Annotated in this window: 17 protein-coding genes and 9 tRNA genes; 12 read left to right on the forward strand and 14 right to left on the reverse strand. The window is 46.0% G+C overall.

Annotation, left to right across the window (positions count from 1 at the left end; genetic code table 11):
* Positions 1-23: 23 nt before the first annotated feature.
* From N5P32_RS12585 to dinB, 3 genes are all read right to left on the reverse strand, one after another.
* On the reverse strand, positions 24-692 hold the full coding sequence (locus N5P32_RS12585; RefSeq protein WP_265729393.1) for an alpha/beta hydrolase: 669 nt from the start codon (positions 690-692) through the stop codon (positions 24-26).
* 121 nt (positions 693-813) lie between these two features.
* Positions 814-1,794, reverse strand: coding sequence for a hypothetical protein (locus N5P32_RS12590; protein ID WP_265729394.1), 981 nt, complete (start codon positions 1,792-1,794; stop codon positions 814-816).
* 68 nt (positions 1,795-1,862) lie between these two features.
* Positions 1,863-2,969 (reverse strand): DNA polymerase IV, encoded by a 1,107-nt coding sequence (gene dinB, locus N5P32_RS12595; protein WP_265729395.1) that lies wholly within the window; start codon positions 2,967-2,969, stop codon positions 1,863-1,865.
* A 345-nt stretch (positions 2,970-3,314) separates the two neighbouring features.
* Between dinB and N5P32_RS12600 the strand changes: the two genes are divergently transcribed.
* The 7 genes from N5P32_RS12600 to N5P32_RS12630 all read left to right on the forward strand — a co-directional run bounded on the left by N5P32_RS12600 (position 3,315) and on the right by N5P32_RS12630 (position 7,172).
* On the forward strand, positions 3,315-3,947 hold the full coding sequence (locus tag N5P32_RS12600) for an LPP20 family lipoprotein (protein ID WP_265729396.1): 633 nt from the start codon (positions 3,315-3,317) through the stop codon (positions 3,945-3,947).
* A gap of 3 nt (positions 3,948-3,950) precedes the next feature.
* The gene (locus tag N5P32_RS12605) at positions 3,951-5,144 is read left to right on the forward strand and encodes a flagellar assembly protein FlgT (protein WP_265729397.1); all 1,194 of its coding nucleotides are present in this window, start codon (positions 3,951-3,953) and stop codon (positions 5,142-5,144) included.
* A 56-nt stretch (positions 5,145-5,200) separates the two neighbouring features.
* Positions 5,201-5,428, forward strand: coding sequence for a cell division protein ZapB (locus N5P32_RS12610; protein WP_265729398.1), 228 nt, complete (start codon positions 5,201-5,203; stop codon positions 5,426-5,428).
* A complete protein-coding gene (locus tag N5P32_RS12615; RefSeq protein WP_265729399.1) occupies positions 5,428-5,634 on the forward strand; it encodes a hypothetical protein in 207 nt (68 codons plus the stop codon). The genes N5P32_RS12610 and N5P32_RS12615 overlap by 1 nt, the downstream gene beginning before the upstream one ends.
* Positions 5,635-5,717: 83 nt before the next feature.
* Positions 5,718-5,897 (forward strand): hypothetical protein, encoded by a 180-nt coding sequence (locus tag N5P32_RS12620; RefSeq protein ID WP_265729400.1) that lies wholly within the window; start codon positions 5,718-5,720, stop codon positions 5,895-5,897.
* A 186-nt stretch (positions 5,898-6,083) separates the two neighbouring features.
* Positions 6,084-7,037, forward strand: coding sequence for a ProQ/FinO family protein (locus N5P32_RS12625; protein ID WP_265729401.1), 954 nt, complete (start codon positions 6,084-6,086; stop codon positions 7,035-7,037).
* Between the two features lie 51 nt (positions 7,038-7,088).
* Positions 7,089-7,172 (forward strand) — tRNA-Tyr (locus N5P32_RS12630).
* A 218-nt stretch (positions 7,173-7,390) separates the two neighbouring features.
* Here N5P32_RS12630 and N5P32_RS12635 read toward each other — a convergent pair.
* The 11 genes from N5P32_RS12635 to N5P32_RS12685 all read right to left on the reverse strand — a co-directional run bounded on the left by N5P32_RS12635 (position 7,391) and on the right by N5P32_RS12685 (position 9,624).
* Positions 7,391-7,666 carry a hypothetical protein gene (locus N5P32_RS12635; RefSeq protein WP_265729402.1) on the reverse strand — a complete coding sequence of 92 codons (276 nt, stop codon included), beginning with the start codon at positions 7,664-7,666 and terminating at the stop codon, positions 7,391-7,393.
* A gap of 60 nt (positions 7,667-7,726) precedes the next feature.
* A tRNA-Lys gene (locus tag N5P32_RS12640) sits at positions 7,727-7,802 on the reverse strand.
* Positions 7,803-7,832: 30 nt separating this feature from the next.
* Positions 7,833-7,909, reverse strand: a tRNA-Pro gene (locus tag N5P32_RS12645).
* Between the two features lie 2 nt (positions 7,910-7,911).
* A tRNA-Asn gene (locus N5P32_RS12650) sits at positions 7,912-7,987 on the reverse strand.
* A gap of 33 nt (positions 7,988-8,020) precedes the next feature.
* Positions 8,021-8,096: transfer RNA gene (locus N5P32_RS12655), tRNA-Lys, on the reverse strand.
* 13 nt (positions 8,097-8,109) lie between these two features.
* Positions 8,110-8,185: transfer RNA gene (locus N5P32_RS12660), tRNA-His, on the reverse strand.
* A gap of 27 nt (positions 8,186-8,212) precedes the next feature.
* Positions 8,213-8,289 (reverse strand) — tRNA-Pro (locus tag N5P32_RS12665).
* 2 nt (positions 8,290-8,291) lie between these two features.
* A tRNA-Asn gene (locus N5P32_RS12670) sits at positions 8,292-8,367 on the reverse strand.
* Positions 8,368-8,407: 40 nt separating this feature from the next.
* Positions 8,408-8,498: transfer RNA gene (locus N5P32_RS12675), tRNA-Ser, on the reverse strand.
* Positions 8,499-8,560: 62 nt separating this feature from the next.
* Positions 8,561-8,818 carry a hypothetical protein gene (locus N5P32_RS12680; RefSeq protein ID WP_265729403.1) on the reverse strand — a complete coding sequence of 86 codons (258 nt, stop codon included), beginning with the start codon at positions 8,816-8,818 and terminating at the stop codon, positions 8,561-8,563.
* Complete coding sequence (locus N5P32_RS12685; protein ID WP_265729404.1) at positions 8,803-9,624, reverse strand: polysaccharide deacetylase family protein; 822 nt, start codon at positions 9,622-9,624, stop codon at positions 8,803-8,805. The genes N5P32_RS12680 and N5P32_RS12685 overlap by 16 nt, the downstream gene beginning before the upstream one ends.
* 204 nt (positions 9,625-9,828) lie before the next feature.
* On the opposite strand from N5P32_RS12685, the gene N5P32_RS12690 reads away from it, so the two are divergent.
* From N5P32_RS12690 to glsB, 5 genes are all read left to right on the forward strand, one after another.
* Positions 9,829-11,040 (forward strand): glycine C-acetyltransferase, encoded by a 1,212-nt coding sequence (locus N5P32_RS12690; protein WP_265729405.1) that lies wholly within the window; start codon positions 9,829-9,831, stop codon positions 11,038-11,040.
* Complete coding sequence (tdh, locus tag N5P32_RS12695) at positions 11,037-12,062, forward strand: L-threonine 3-dehydrogenase (protein ID WP_265729406.1); 1,026 nt, start codon at positions 11,037-11,039, stop codon at positions 12,060-12,062. Before N5P32_RS12690 ends, tdh begins: the two co-directional genes overlap by 4 nt.
* Before the next feature lie 77 nt (positions 12,063-12,139).
* On the forward strand, positions 12,140-12,856 hold the full coding sequence (gene nudC, locus N5P32_RS12700; RefSeq protein ID WP_265729407.1) for an NAD(+) diphosphatase: 717 nt from the start codon (positions 12,140-12,142) through the stop codon (positions 12,854-12,856).
* Positions 12,857-13,054: 198 nt separating this feature from the next.
* On the forward strand, positions 13,055-14,731 hold the full coding sequence (locus tag N5P32_RS12705; RefSeq protein ID WP_265729408.1) for a choice-of-anchor I family protein: 1,677 nt from the start codon (positions 13,055-13,057) through the stop codon (positions 14,729-14,731).
* 140 nt (positions 14,732-14,871) lie between these two features.
* A complete protein-coding gene (gene glsB, locus N5P32_RS12710; RefSeq protein WP_265729431.1) occupies positions 14,872-15,783 on the forward strand; it encodes a glutaminase B in 912 nt (303 codons plus the stop codon).
* Positions 15,784-15,808 lie beyond the last annotated feature (25 nt).

Here is a 15,808-nt window from a genome sequence, read left to right on the forward strand (position 1 = left end):
AGACAAGACTTTTTTAGTAACGACTAAGCCAATCGGTCGTTTATCCAATTAGAAATATCGCCCACCTGTTCAGGGCATACCGAATGCGGCATGTCATAGGTCTGATAAGCAACAGAGAACCCTTTGGCTTCCAGTGCGTCTTTTGCTTTTACCGCTAAAATAGGCGCCACAACTGGGTCCTGAGTACCATGATGAATAAGAATAGGCGTTCGTCCATTTGGACAATCAGTAGCATTAGGCATATCCTCAGCGCTGACCAAATAGGTAGACAACGCCATCACACCAGCAAGCACATGCGGTGTCCGAAGTGCCGTCTGATAAGCGACCACACCACCCTGAGAAAAGCCAGCAAGTAAAATGCGCTCGGCGGAAATCCCCTGATCCATTTGATCCTGAATTAATTGTTCAATCTGCCCGCACGATTCATCGATATTCGCCATGTCCACTTTACGATCCAGCGTCATTTCGTAAATATCATACCAAGCTCGCATTTCCATACCGCCATTCACGGTTACTGGACGTCTTGGCGCATGAGGGAAGACAAAACGCACTCTCAATGCAGGAGACAGTGAAAGAGCGGGAACGAGGGATTCGAAATCATGACCATCAGACCCAAGACCATGCAACCAGATAATCGCAGCATCTGGCTGCTCATGAGTTTCCACTAAAACCGACGGCAATAAATCAGTCATTTTCACACTCCAAAAAAATAGGCTATTGCAATGCGCCATAGCCTATCATATTGACGTAACGCCCTCGACATCCTCTTTCAATCAAAAGCCCCCTCATTCTTCATTTAAAATAGGTAAATCATCAATGCTCAACAGGGTATCTCACCCCAACAACGCCTTGTTCATTATTCAGCGTAAAAAGCACATCCGCACGATTGGGCATCACACTCAACATGTGTCGAGTTAATCGTTCGTAATACTGCATAAACTCCAGTAACGCATCAGACGACATTACTTTTAAATCAATAGTATCCAAAAGAATCCCATGAATATCGTGAAGGTGACGTTCAAGCATGCGCTCTTGTTTATTACGCCAATGATAGACCACGTCATAATCCGGCGCTTGCATCCAAGTCATCAAATCAATTTTGGAAAACAAGGCTTTATACTCTTCGTTCAAAAATTGATTTACTCTATGACGCCACACACCCTGTGCGTCCATATTTTTTTCCAGCGCATTCATGGGCAGATCCAACCCTTCTGTCATAGGCGGCGCGCCCACACACCAACCTTCAAACAACACCACGTCTACCGGTCCGTGTACCTCCTTCCAAAGATGAACGGATTTTCTATCATCAATCGATTTATCAAAAAGAGGAAACTTCATTACCTCCCCTTCTTTTAAATTTTTCATCCGATCAAACAGATTCAACGCCAGCTTCACATCGTGCGTACCAGGTACGCCACGAACGGAAAACATGGGCGTTGTTTGCCCCGCAAATTTCATCCTATCGTGTCTTGTGCTGTACAAATCGTCGAGACTAATCACGACACAATTCAAATCAAAACCTTTATTGAGAATTCGACTGATCACACTGCAGAAGGTTGTTTTCCCGCACCCTTGAGCACCACCAACCCCCACAATCAAAGGCCCCTGCCCTACGTGAGCCTTTTGACTCAACCAATAAGAAAAAGGCAAATACAGTCGATCCATTTGATCAACCAATGACGCATCTGCGTACAAACAACTCAACGTCTGCTCCACCTCAAACCGCAATCGATGGGACAAGGTGTCTGGCATACTTAATTTTGCATAGTCCACTTTACTCTGTTGCTTAAACATAACGAGCACCTCCATAAGAGCCACTGATAAAGTATAGTTAAGCATTAGAAAATTGATTATTTTTTGCACTAAGAAGACAATGGAAGGGTTAATTGCAAAGGCTGAGGCGGAGTAATTCGATAGCCAACCCCAATAAGCCGAACGGGGCGCAAAGAACGAGCATGGGCTTGTTGTAGCAGTTCATAAAAAATATCATCCGCTAGCTTTCCTTTTATAGGGCGCTCAATGGTCGTTTGCTTAAAATCATCAAACTTCAATTTCAAATAAAATTTGCTCAGTTGCGCCTCATAGCCCCGCCCAGCCATCCGCTTTTTCAAGTCAGTCAACAACATAGGCAACACCCTTTGACACGCTTTAATATCCATCAAATCTTTTGCAAAAGTATGTTCAACTGAAATGCTTTTTCTTTCTCTAGAAACCACCACAGGACGATCGTCTCTTCCCAGTGCAAATTGAGACAATCGGAACGCCATACTGCCAAAGTGTTTTTGCAACAAAGAAAAATCGAGGTCTTGCAGATCCGCACAATAAAACACGCCCAACTCAGCCAGTTTTTTTTGGGCAACACGACCAATACCAGAAATGGATTTAACAGGAATACCACTTACAAACTCGAGTTGCTGCTCGGGCGTCACCACCGTCAAGCCATCCGGCTTGTTCCAGTCACTGGCGACTTTTGCAATAAATTTATTCGTGGCAACGCCGGCAGACACCGTTATCCCTACCTCACGAAAGATTTGCGCTTTTATTTCCTCTGCAATGCGTGTTGCACTGCCTTGAAAGTCCTTGGCATGGGTGACATCCAGGTAAGCCTCATCTAACGACAAGGGTTCAATAATATGGGTAAAAGCGTGAAAAATAGCGTGCATTTGCTCGGATGCCAGCCGGTATTTCGCCATGTTTCCGGGCAGAACCAGTAACTGAGGGCAAAGGCGCATGGCTACTGATGTTGGCATCGCCGAACGAACACCAAATTCACGCGCCGCGTAATTTGCCGTGGATAACACGCTGCGCGTATTTGCGGGCCCACCAATGGCGATCGGACGATCACGCAAACTGGGATCATCGCGCATTTCAACCGCCGCATAAAAACAGTCCGCATCAATGTGAATTATTTTTCGAGATCCCACCACACACCAAAATACTGTATAAAAAAACAGTATAACACCAAGCATTTCTGTTACACATCCACCCTGCGCCAAAAAAAACAGGAACCATAAAAAAATAGACGCCGCACAAAATAATCCCGAAAACGCCATAAAAAAGACACAACGAAAATATTTACTATCAAAAACAAAGAAAAAGCGCATTTTTCGGCCTCCAAACATGGACGCTAGAGCGCAAAATGGTTTACATTTTGTCCATTAGATTTGCCATGTTGAAAACCAAAGACGTTTTCAACGCACTAAACATTCTTAAGACTTGTTGGAATTGACCGATTAAACTAGGTAGCGGCACCAATATGTGCTTTTTATAACGCAAAAGATTAAGAATAAAGACTTCATACAAAGGGCACCACCATGACAGCATCACTTCGAATTATTCTAATCGCCGTAGGCGCAGTAATACTTGCGGGGTGCCAAAACCTGAGCCAGCAGGGAACGGCTGGTACAACATGTACGACCGTTGCCCCATGTAACGGAAACACCGTTGGCAACAGCGCTTCGTCAACCGGCTATGTTCAAAATGGCGCTGTCAACGCCAACAACACCATCGCAGTCATCAAACAAGAACCGATTATTATTACCGCCACTGGCTACGCGGCCATGATGACAAACAAACGCCTTACCAAATCTCAGGCGCGCATCATGACACTTCGTAGCTCAATGCTTGACGCGTATCGCAACCTGTCTGAACGAGTTTATGGTTTGAAAATTGACGGTTCGAGTTCTTTGAGCAACATGGTAATGCAAAATGACGAACTGAGAACGTATGTTGATGCTTACTTGGTTGGCGCAAAAGTCGTTTCTCAAAGAGAACACGAAGACGGCACCTTTGAAACCGTAGTAGAGATGGCATTACAAGAAAATTTCCGCCAGTGCCTAAGTTCTTCAAACATTCAATCTGATCCAAACTGTAAAGTTCAACCAGGTTATCGCGCGATCAATGTAGAAAACGCCACACCAACTACTAATTTCTATAGCATTGAATAACCAATGTTGTTGTTTAAACGCACATTAATCTTTATTTTGGTCGCTTTATTGCCCGCTGTCAGCGCGGCAAAAAGCGTCGATGCGGTAGGTGAAGCGGTTATCTACAATAATGACCTTGTTGATGCTCGCTATCGCGCCACTCAACAAGCCATAAAACAAGCCGTTTTAGAATCTGGTTCTAGAGTTAACATTAAAGATGAGCTATCCAATGGCGAACTTGACTCCAATCTAGAAATTCGCAGTTCAGGCTATGTCCAAAAAGCCAGAATATTATCAGAAGAGCAAAATGGCGATTTCCTCCGAATTGTTGCTCGCGTTGACGTCACACCCGACTCACAATGCAGCACCGGCCCTACAAGCTACTACAAAAAAACCGTCGGTGTGACAGGGTTCGAATTGCAAGTTCCGCAGCAAGCAAGACTTGGTGAACTGAGCAACATTTCACGAGAATTGCCCAAAGACCTAGCCGATGAAATCAACAAACAGGGCTATTTAAGAGCACTTACCGCCACCAATATAGCCATTTATCCCGACCTAATAAACGCCCCATCATCCACAAATTATGATGGCTCGCTAACCAATGTAACGCGTATTAGCGAACAACTAGGGGTGCAATATATTGTCAGTGGCGTTATCCGAGACATTGGTGAAGTGTATCTGCGATTCCCCAATGACAAAAATGCTAAAGACATGCTGGATGAAGAAATAGATAAAGAAAGAAACTTTGTGGTCGATATCTATATCTATGATGGCTTCAGCGGCGCACTGCTCTTTGAGCACCGTTACAACGAGATTGGAAACTGGGACATATCAGACCATGCCAAAATTGGCTTTGGCAGCGCCAAATTCTGGTCCGTCCATTACGGCAAGGTTGTTCAGCAAGCGCTAAAAGAGAGCGCTCTCGACACCAGCGAGCAATTGCGCTGCCAACCTTTTATTGCCAACATTTTTCGCACGGAGGGCAATCGGATACATATTTCCGCTGGATCTTTGTCTGGAATCAAACCAGGTGATAAATTCAACGTGTATCGTCGTTATGAGGTATTCAATCAGCTGCAATCCGCTCAAACTCAGCTGAATAATGCAAACATCAGTGTTACAATCAAGCAAGTTCAGCCTAACTTTTCTGTTGGCGAACTCGTTGTTGACTCTCACATACTAAATGTTCAACAACAAGATGTCGTGATTGCTTGGTAACGCTATACAACACAGCCTATACACCAAAGGCGTTTTTTATTTTTAGGACAGACACAATGAATAACGAACTATTACACCACCTAGAACAACGCATCAACGAAGCAGTAGAAGAAATAGGCTCTCTTCGCAAGCGCATTTCAGAGCTAGAAATGCAAAACTACGAGCTGAGTGAAGAAAAGAGCGAAATGCAAAGCGCACTAAACCAAACCAAAGAACAACAATCAAACTGGGAATCGTCACTTTCTCAAATGTTGAATCGTTTAAATCAGATGGACGCAAAATAATGAAATCATTTTTACTTGCCGCTTTAGTTCTAGTGAGTGTAAACGCATCAGCTGACCAAATTGCGAGTTTAGTAAATTTTGAATCTACCGCAGCTCGACCTGACACCGCTGACGGACAAGACAACATCACCTCCATCCTTAATACCAACATGGAATTCACTCTCCCCGAAAACATTTCGTTTTACGGGGGTTTTCCTTTGTATTAGGAGAAACATTCGAGAGCTCTGTCACACTCGGCTCTCGTTTTTATAGCGCAACACCTGCGTTCCAAATATTCCCAGGGATTCCTATGTGGTCATTCATCGGCGGCGGAGTCTCTTTCCTAGATGACACAGTGTATTATCCTGAAGCAGGGTTTCGTATTGCGACATCCGATGCATCACGCCTAGATGTGTATATCAAAATACTGAACAGCAGCAACGAAACGTATGATAAACACATTATGGTTGGTGCAGGACTTACTTTCTAAGTCTGATGAAACTACTACCTTTTTTTATCGCTAGCGCCTTAATCACAACGACTTACGTTTGGTGGCAAAGTGGAAAACACATCCCCATCACACTACCAAACGAGGATCAGCGAAAAGAAATGATTGGCACAAGCAATACACCCAGTATTCCGCTGACCCCAATAAAATATTGAGCCTTGTGTTTTTATGGAACAACTAATTGCAGAACTCGAAGCAAAAATTAACTGGCTAACACAGCAATTAAAAGCAGCGAACGAGGAAATACAAAAGCGACAAGAAACAAACACACCGTCCATTGAATACAGTGCTTCAATGGATCTATTGCAACATATGGCAGATCGCTCAACAGAAGAACAATTGCAGCTTTATATTGAAGACTCTCTTGATCTTTTAAGTAACGAATCAGCCCCTGAGCAAGCAAAAAAGACAGACAGAGTGGAATACCAACTCAATTTTGACTTATTGCACGAGCATGCTGATAACAGCAATACCCCAACCACGACAACAGAACAGATTGATTACATGACCACACAACAAACAGAGCTTAACGGCTTGCAAGAAGACGACAAACTAGTCGATAACGACACTAGCGTACAACAAGCAAGTGACAGCACTACAGAAGCAGCGACGCTGACGCCCGAACAAAAAAAGCGTCAGAAAAATCAAAAAAACAATCGCCGCCTAATCAAAATGCTGGAAGACCGTTATCCAAAAGCGTTTGACTGGAATCAACCTAAACCACTTAAAGTCGGCATAGACAAAGACATGGTGCTGGATGAAGACTTTAACGCCAGCAAGCAAAAACGCGCTCTAGCGGCTTACACGCGCTCAGACCGATACAAAAAATGCTTACTGTCCGGACAGCCGCGCATAGACCTTGAAGGTGTTGCTGTAAACAATGAACCTGCACTGCCTGAGTCCATGATCCCGACGAAAGCGAAAACAGCAACAACCAGCAGACCAGCAAAAGAGAGACCTTCTCAACCCGCTCGTCAAAAACCAAAGGCGCAAGCAAAACATAAAACCCAGCCTAAATCCAAACCCGCTCAGAACGCGCCAAAGCAAGACGACATTTACGACAACCTGTCTCCTGAAGAGCGAATGAAAGCGAAACTTGAAAAACTACTAAATAAATCCTAAAAAACTATTTACATAGTGAAACGCGATGTATATTATACGTCGCGCTGCTGTGGAGGGGTTCCCGAGTGGCCAAAGGGAGCAGATTGTAAATCTGCCACGAAAGTTTCGGTGGTTCGAATCCACCTCCCTCCACCATTAGCAGCACTACCTTTCTAAAAAGACCATCTTCGCACTATCTGCTCAAAAACACTCACGAAAATCAAACACATTTATACACAGCTCAATCTTTTCTTTCTGAACAAAAAACCTCATTAATCACACTTATTCACACCTCAGCACTCCCCATCTAATCACTCACTAATCACACCCAAAGAACATTCAACCAAGCCAATAGCGCAACCACCCCTAAGCTCTCACATACACACCACCACACCTAACACAAACGATAGACGATAGACGATAGACGATAGACGATAGACGATAGACGATAGACGATAGACGATAGACGATAGACGATAGACGATAGACGATAGACGATAGACGATAGACGATAGACGATAGACGATAGACGATAGACGATAGACGATAGACGATAGACGATAGACGATAGACGATAGACGATAGACGATAGACGATAGACGATAGACGATAGACGATAGACGATAGACGATAGACGATTTTGAATCCATCCAAAGAAAGATCAATAACAAAACGGAAGATTTTTTAGATAAGGATAATTATGAGAAGAATGGTGGGTCGTACTGGATTCGAACCAGTGACCAATTGATTAAAAGTCAACTGCTCTACCAACTGAGCTAACGACCCGCTCATAATTTTTTAAACTTGAATAACTAATGGTCGGAGTAGAGAGATTCGAACTCCCGACATCCTGCTCCCAAAGCAGGCGCGCTACCAGACTGCGCTATACTCCGATTGGCTCCTCGAACTGGACTCGAACCAGTGACCCAATGATTAACAGTCATTTGCTCTACCAACTGAGCTATCGAGGAATTAATCAGATTTGAATTCTGTATAGGGATAGTTGGTGGGTCGTACTGGATTCGAACCAGTGACCAATTGATTAAAAGTCAACTGCTCTACCAACTGAGCTAACGACCCAACTATCAAGTAATGGGGTGGACGATGGGGCTTGAACCCACGACCGCCGGAATCACAATCCGGAGCTCTACCAACTGAGCTACGCCCACCATTACTAATGGTGATGATAAAATAAATGGTCGGAGTAGAGGGATTCGAACCCCCGACATCCTGCTCCCAAAGCAGGCGCGCTACCAGACTGCGCTATACTCCGAATGGCTCCTCGAACTGGACTCGAACCAGTGACCCAATGATTAACAGTCATTTGCTCTACCAACTGAGCTATCGAGGAACTAATATTTTATCTTGTCACAACAACCATCTTTAGAAGATGGCGGAGGAGGAGAGATTCGAACTCTCGGTAGGCTATTAACCTACGCCAGTTTTCAAGACTGGTGCATTAAACCGCTCTGCCACCCCTCCGTTGCGAGCGAGGTGTATAATACTGATTTGAAATTTCAGTGCAACCTCTTTTTTAAAAAAGTTTAACTTTTTTCACTCACATAGCCCTGATCAGCCGAAGAACGGATCCAAACATTAGAATACCAGTAATAATGTTTGCCCGAATTGTCCGGCATAGTGCAGTTAATACGCCCTCGCCCCACACCAAACGGCTTATTCGCTGTAGCGACCACTTCTGTCTTAGATACCCAATTCAGCGATGCCTTGCCTTGCCCTGCTACATAACAGGCCATGTCCTTAAGGCGATACTTACCTTCTTTAAACGTTAATCGAATCGACACAGGCTGATCGGTCGCGAAGTCCCCCCAGTTTCTTCTGAAAACAAAGGCATCGGCTTAGCATTAAGCTTGGTCTTTAGTGTCGATAATGTTGCATAGGCTCCTGATGCTGGAAAACGTGGCAAGTTTTCAAAATCAGATTCGGCGCTCACCACACCAGACTGCTGGCCAAATGCCATGATGCCTCGATCTTTCATCATATCTCGAATCTGGCGGTTAGATTCACCATAAGGATACGCCAACATTTTAGGAGAGTGTCCTAAATGCTTATTCAGTAACTGCTCAACCGTATCTACCTCATGGGTCATCCGAGCTAGCCAGTCTTGATCGGTTTCGCCTTTTTCTTTGCGCAACATATAAGGGTGTCGAATTGTGTGATTCGCAAACACGCCTCCAGACGCTTCCATTTCCTTCATCTGCTCCCATGTTAAAAAACTACGGCTCTGACGTTCCACTGGTTCGGTATTAATGAACACAGTAAAAGGAAAATTTCTTTCCTTCATGATCGGGAAGCCGGCTTGATAAATGCTGCGGTAAGCGTCATCAAACGAAATAGCAACCGCTTTTTCTGGCAGCGGCTTATGGGCTTTCAAATCATCCAACGCAGATCGCAAGTCTACCACTTGGAAACCTGCGTTTTTTAGGTAGTCCATATGTTCCGTAAACTGCTCTGGCGTTACCGATGTAGACTTAGGAGAGCTGGCGCTAACGTGATGGTATTGAAGAACAGGCAAATAATCCTGAGCCTGAACCGCCATACTTACGCCAAGTGCACCGAGTACGATGCCGCAATACCGCTTTGACAACATGTCTTTTCCTTTTTGCTTAATATTTGCGCTCATTCTACGGACGAACTGAGCCCATGACCAGCGCAGCACGAAAGTGGCCCATAACTGTTATGGCCATTTTGCTATGTCACTGCATCTACTCATATTGACAACGCCCTCCTACACTCAAGGCATACAAGACAGACCGCACCATTGGCATGTCACACTCCACAAGAGGAAACAAACATGAGTAAATCCGCTTTTTACCAAAACTTGGATAACCAACTCCAGACACTAAAAGAAGAAGGCCTCTATAAAGAAGAGCGCCCGCTTATCACACCACAGGCCAGCCAAATAACCACCGCCGACAAAACCCCGCTCATCAATCTGTGCGCAAACAACTACCTAGGCCTTGCCAATGACAAAAATGTCACCCTAGCAGCTCACCAAGCGTTAGATGACTACGGTTATGGCATGGCGTCTGTGCGCTTTATTTGTGGCACTCAAAGCATCCATACCCAATTAGAGAAAAGCCTCAGTGACTTCCTGAAAATGGAAGACACCATTTTGTACTCCTCCTGCTTTGATGCAAATGGAGGCTTGTTTGAAACCTTATTAAACAGCGACGACGCCATCATCAGTGACGCACTCAACCACGCCAGCATTATCGACGGTATTCGTTTATGTAAAGCGAAGCGTTATCGTTACGCGAATAATGACATGACGGAATTAGAGGCAAACCTCCAACAAGCCGATAAAGACGGTGCCAAAACCAAGCTAATAGTCACTGACGGCGTTTTCTCTATGGATGGCATCATTGCCGACCTACAATCCATCTGTGATCTTGCAGACAAATACGATGCCTTAGTCATGGTTGACGATTCTCACGCAGTGGGCTTTCTAGGAGAAAATGGCCGTGGCAGCCATGAATACTGCGATGTCCTAGGTCGTATCGATATCATCACAGGCACATTAGGCAAAGCCCTGGGCGGTGCGTCTGGCGGCTACACAAGCGCGTCAAAAAACATCGTCGACTGGTTACGCCAACGCTCACGCCCTTATTTGTTTTCCAACTCATTGGCACCGGTCATTACTGCCACCAGCCTAAGCATTCTAGAATCGATAAAAACAGGCGCTGAGGCTCGCCAAAAACTCAAAGCCAACAGCCAATATTTTCGCACTCAAATGAACGAATTGGGCTTTCACCTTGTTCCTGGCGACCACCCCATCATTCCCGTTATTTTAGGGGATGCAAAACTCGCACAAGAGATGGCAAATGCGCTATATAAAGAAGGCATCTTTGTCACAGGATTTGCTTACCCCGTTGTACCAATGGGCAAAGCCAGAATTCGCACACAAATGTCTGCCGCACTCACAATGGAACAACTCGACCAGGCCATCGTTGCTTTTGCGAAAATAGGTCGAGAAATGGGAATTATTGAAGGAAACCAACCATGAAAACACTGGCAAAGCTTCACGCCGAAAAAGGCATTTGGATGACCGACGTTCCACCACCAGAATGTGGACACAACGACGTTGTCATTAAGATCCGCAAAACCGCCATTTGCGGTACCGACATGCACATCTACCAATGGGACGATTGGGCACAGAACACCATTCCCGTGCCCATGACAATTGGCCATGAGTTCGTAGGTGAAATCACCGAAATCGGCCCAGAAGTCTCTGGTTTCAAGATTGGCGATCGAGTGTCCGGAGAAGGGCACATTACCTGTGGCCACTGTCGAAACTGTCGTGCTGGCCGCCGCCACCTATGTCGCAAGACACTGGGCGTCGGCGTCAACCGCACGGGCGCTTTTGCAGAATATCTGGTCATTCCCGCCAGCAACGCGTTTAAAATCCCAAACAACATCAGCGATGACATGGCTGCCATCTTCGACCCATTTGGCAACGCCACTCATACCGCGCTGTCTTTCGACTTAATCGGTGAAGATGTTCTCATCACTGGCGCTGGCCCTATTGGTGCCATGGCCGCCGCCATTGCGAAACACGTCGGTGCTCGCAATGTGGTGATTACCGATGTTAATGAATTCCGCCTAGATCTGGCAAAGAAAATGGGCGCAACTCGTACCGTCAACGTGGCAAAAGAATCATTAAAAGACGTGATGAAAGAACTCGGTATGACCGAAGGCTTTGACGTGGGATTAGAAATGTCAGGCAATGACATGGCGTTTCGCTCCATGCTGGATTGCATGAACCACGGTGGCAAAATTGCCATGCTCGGCATTCCTGGCAAAGACACCCTAATTGACTGGAACCAAGTCATTTTCAAAGGCCTAATAATCAAAGGCATTTATGGGCGAGAGATGTACGAAACCTGGTACAAGATGGTCGCTATGCTGCAATCGGGCTTAGACATCAGCCCCATCATTACCCATCGTTTCAACATAGACGATTTCCAACAAGGCTTCGACACCATGGGCTCTGGCCAATCGGGCAAAGTCATACTCGACTGGAACTAAATAAATCGACCTAAGTTATTGCGTCTAGAAGATGATCGCGTTAGCGTAATTCTTTTAGACGCAAACCGAGTAACGACATGTTAGACATTGGCACTCAAACACACCCCCTACCCCATCAGGATGCGCTCTATATTCTGCTCCACCGCAATCAAGTCTTAATAGAGTCAGACAACCAGTTTCTCATTCCCTTTACCCATTTTCAGCCTAACGCCAAAATGAGCGCGATTTATTGTGGTCAATGGCATGGGCAAGATATTTTCGTCTGTCGCTTTGAATCTATTCCAAAGGGCTTTACAGAAATTGGCCTAAGAGATCTATTGTTCCTACAAGATGAAAGCCACTACCTGCTTTTAAGCCGTGCTCATCAGTTATCAACCTGGGACAGAGACCATCAATTCTGCGGGCGCTGCGGCACCGCTATGCCAGACAAACACGCCAAAGAACACGCCAAAATGTGCGTCTCGTGTAACCTAAGACATTACCCTCGCATTTCCCCCTGCATCATAGTGTCAATTCGAAAAGGCAACCAAATCCTGCTTGCCCGTGGGCCTCAAGCACCAAAAGACCGCTTTAGTAACATCGCAGGGTTTGTTGAAGCAGGCGAAACATTAGAACAAGCTGTGGCTCGTGAAGTGAAAGAAGAAGTTGGCCTAGACGTCACCAATATTCGCTATGTCGACAGCCAGCCTTGGTCTTTTCCTCATCAACTCATGGTCGGATTTTATGCGGACTACCAAAGCGGAGAGATTACACCTGCGCCTGGGAAATTGAAGAAGCCCATTGGTATCACATAGACGACCTACCCAATATACCGAATAACGCAACCATTTCGGGGCAACTGATCTTGCGCCATATCGCGCACATTAAAAGCCTCGCCGTTTAATCTTGGTGGCAAATACAAGTAAGTAACCCCTTATTGGTATTTGCCATTTTCTTGTCATATTCCAACGTTACTGTAAACGCTCATATTTTATTCCTTTGGAGACACCTTCATGCGTTTACCTGTTGCCTTACCCTTGTGCGCCACCCTTGCCTTATTGGGCGGTTGTACAACGACCAATACCGACTCAACTTCCGCCACGTCTGCGATCGAATTACGTTTCTTAGGTCGTTATGAATCGGGTGTTTTTGATGGAAGCGCAGCGGAGATTGTGGCGTACGACGCAACGACGCATGAGACATTTGTGGTAAACGCAAACTCAGGGAAAGTCGACGTGCTTTCAATGAAAAACCCAATGTCACCAACCAAAATCAAAACACTCGACGTCAGCCAAGACGTTGCCAAGCTGATGGGCATCACATTGGGTGCAGCCAACAGTGTCAGTGTTCACAACGGCATGATGGCGGTCGCCATTGAAGCCAAGCCAAAGCAAGATATGGGTTACGTTGCGTTTTATAAAATAGAAGACCATACGTTCATCACCGCCGTCAAAGTGGGCGCACTGCCAGACATGGTTACGTTTTCTCACGACGGAAAACACGTTGTGGTTGCCAACGAAGGCGAACCAAACGATGCCTACACCATTGACCCAGAAGGCAGTGTGAGCATCATTTCCATCTCAAGCGACCTTTCAACATTGAGCCAAAAGGACGTCACCGAGGTGTCTTTCCGTGATTTCAATAACGGCGGTTCTCGCGCTGCAGAACGTCCAGCGGGGTTGCGCATTTTTGGCCCTAACGCCACCGTTGCTCAAGACTTAGAGCCAGAATACATCACAGTATCTAAAGACAATCGTTACGCTTTTGTCTCGCTACAAGAAAACAACGGCATTGCCAAAATCGACCTTGCGAAAAAGTCCATCGAAACAATTTGGGCATTAGGCGCAAAAGATTACAACCAGCCAGGCAACGAACTTGATATCAGCGACAAGGATAAAACCATCCAATTGCAAAATTGGCCAGTTCTGGGTTTGTACATGCCTGACAGTATTGCGTCTTACATGGTCTCAGGCAAAACCTACATCGTCACGGCCAACGAAGGCGACTCCAGAGATTACAAAGGGTTTAGCGAAGAACTCCGTGTGAAAGATCTTGCCGAATCGAACAGTCACCTTACGCTGACGAGTCCACTCAACCACAGCATTGAAGGTCAGTTAGAAGACGACAACAACCTAGGCCGCATGAAAATCACCAGCACGTTAGGTGCCGACCATTGCGAGCTGGTCAAAGGCACACCGACCAACTGCACCTTTACAACCTTGTACGGTTACGGAGCGCGTTCATTCTCCATTTGGAGCGGCGAAAATGGCAAACAAGTTTTCGACAGCGGCAGTGATTTTGAACGCATTACCGCCGAGCAATTAGGCGAAAATGGGTTTAATGCATCCAACGACTCTAACAAAGCCGATGGACGCAGCGATGACAAAGGGCCTGAGCCAGAAGCATTAACACTGGGTCAAATTGATGGCCGCACTTATGCTTTCATTGGTTTAGAGCGCGTGGGTGGCATCATGGTGTACGACATTACCACGCCAGAAAAAGCGCAATTCATTCAGTATCTAACCAGCCGTGATTTTGCGGCTGATGTTAAAACATCGGCAGCAGGCGATTTGGGGCCAGAAGGCATGAGTTTTGTTTCAAAAGAAGACAGCCCAACTGGCCAAGCACTATTGATTGTGGGTAACGAAGTAAGCGGAACCACCTCTGTTTATGGCATTTCACCACGCTAATAAATTAGCCACCTAAGCGACCATCAGCCCCCTCTTTTTGGGGGCTTTTTTGTGCCTGATCATGGGCAAGATTACTCTGGGGTTTCCCAATGACTTTCTCTATACTAGCCGCCCCTTTAACACTGTTTAATGAGAGTGATGTGGACGATTTACTGCATTCAATAGAACAAAAAGTAAAACCATTAATCGGTTTAGGCAAAGTCGCAGATTACATACCCGCGTTGGCCAATGTCGACCCCAATCAATTTGGCATTGCCATTTACAGCAATGATGGCCAGCTCTATCACGCAGGCCAAGCGCATACTGACTTCTCTATCCAGAGTATTTCCAAGGTATTCAGTCTCACTTTAGCCATCAAACATTATGGCGAGGACATGTGGAAACGCGTTGGACGCGAACCTTCTGGCAACCCATTCAATTCACTCGTGCAGCTTGAATACGAATCAGGTGTGCCTCGCAACCCCTTCATCAATGCGGGCGCTCTGGTGATCAGTGATATGAATCAATCACGTTTTGCCTCGCCCCATTACGCCATGCGCGAGTTTATCCGTCGTTTAGCCGATAACCCTCTTTTGAACTCAGACAAAATCGTTGCCCACTCAGAATACGAGTTCCGCGCTCGCAATGCCTCCATGGCGTATCTGATGAAAGCCTTTGGTAATTTTGAAAACGACGTAGAACAAGTGCTACACAGTTACTTCGACAACTGTGCCATGCGCATGAATTGCGTGGACCTCGCCAAAGCGTTCAGCTTCTTGGCCAACAAGGGGTATTCGCAGCTCAGCGGTGAACAAGTGCTTAGCCCACGCGAAACGACGCAAGTGAATGGATTACTTGCCACCAGCGGCCTTTACGACGAAGCTGGCAACTTTGCTTACCGTGTCGGCTTACCGGGAAAAAGCGGCGTTGGCGGCGGCATTATTGCCATCGTCCCCAATCGCTTTTCCGTTTGCGTCTGGTCACCAGAACTCAACAAATCTGGCAACTCATTAGCGGGCATGGCAGCCCTTGAGGCACTGTCCGAAAGCATCGGCTGGTCCGTGTTTGGCTAGGCTTTCTTAAACCAGAAGCAAAAAG

The organism is Marinomonas pontica, from assembly GCF_026191375.1.
GTDB lineage: Bacteria > Pseudomonadota > Gammaproteobacteria > Pseudomonadales > Marinomonadaceae > Marinomonas > Marinomonas pontica.